This window comes from Paenibacillus sp. FSL H7-0331 (genome assembly GCF_001956045.1).
Genome location: NZ_MRTH01000138.1, coordinates 1 through 1,384 on the forward strand (window position 1 = coordinate 1; position 1,384 = coordinate 1,384).

The window sequence follows — 1,384 nt, forward strand, 5'->3', positions numbered from 1 at the left end:
AGGACCTCAAGGTGTTCAAGGAACGCAGGGTGCCCAAGGACCTCAAGGTGTTCAAGGACCGCAAGGCACCCAAGGACCTCAAGGTGAACAAGGACCTCAAGGTATTCAGGGCCCGCAGGGTGATCAAGGACTTCAAGGCGTTCAAGGGCCACAAGGCACCCAAGGACCGCAAGGTGCACAAGGGCCGCAAGGCGTACAAGGACCTCAAGGTGCTCAAGGACCGCAGGGTGCTCAAGGACCTCAAGGTGCTCAAGGACCGCAGGGTGATCAAGGGCCGCAAGGTATACAAGGACCTCAAGGTGCCCAAGGGCCGCAAGGTGATCAAGGGTCGCAAGGCACACAAGGACCACAAGGTGTACAAGGACCTCAAGGTGAACAAGGACCTCAAGGTGAACAAGGACCTCAAGGTGAACAAGGACCACAAGGTGTACAAGGACCTCAAGGTGAACAAGGACCTCAAGGCGTACAAGGACCTCAAGGTGCTCAAGGACCGCAGGGTGCTCAAGGACCGCAGGGTGCTCAAGGACCGCAAGGTGCTCAAGGACCGCAAGGTGCTCAAGGACCGCAGGGTGCTCAAGGGCCGCAGGGTGCTCAAGGACCGCAGGGTGCTCAAGGGCCGCAGGGTGCTCAAGGGCCGCAAGGTACTCAAGGACCTCAAGGCACCCAAGGACCGCAGGGTGATCAAGGAACGCAAGGTGTTCAAGGACCGCAAGGCACCCAAGGACCGCAGGGTGATCAAGGGCCGCAAGGCACACAAGGACCTCAAGGTGCTCAAGGGCCGCAAGGCATACAAGGACCTCAAGGTGACCAAGGGCCGCAAGGACCGCAAGGCACCCAAGGACCTCAAGGTGCCCAAGGGCCGCAAGGCGCACAAGGAACTCAAGGTTCTCAAGGGCCGCAAAGCACCCAAGGACCGCAGGGTGATCAAGGACCGCAAGGCATACAAGGACCGCAGGGTGATCAAGGACCGCAAGGCATACAAGGACCTCAAGGTGTTCAAGGGTCGCAAGGCACACAAGGACCTCAAGGTGCTCAAGGGTCACAAGGCGTACAAGGACCTCAAGGTGTTCAGGGAACGCAGGGTGACCAAGGACCTCAAGGTGCTCAAGGGCCGCAAGGCGCCCAAGGACCGCAGGGTGATCAAGGACCTCAAGGTGTCCAAGGACCTCAAGGTGTCCAAGGGCCGCAAGGCGCACAAGGACCGCAGGGTGATCAAGGGCCGCAAGGCATCCAAGGGCCTCAAGGTATACAAGGATCGCAAGGTCTGCAAGGACCACAAGGCTTGCAAGGCCCGCAAGGTGCACAAGGCCCGCAAGGTCTGCAAGGACCACAAGGTCTGCAAGGACCGCAAGGCTTGCAAGGACCGCAAGGTGCACAAGGCCCG

The 1,384-nt window shown here is 59.8% G+C and carries 1 protein-coding gene; it reads left to right on the forward strand.

Features of this window, described 5'->3' with window-relative positions:
- Nucleotides 1-1,384 (forward strand): hypothetical protein (locus tag BK127_RS42135; RefSeq protein ID WP_218639091.1); only part of this gene is annotated, 1,384 nt, incomplete at both ends.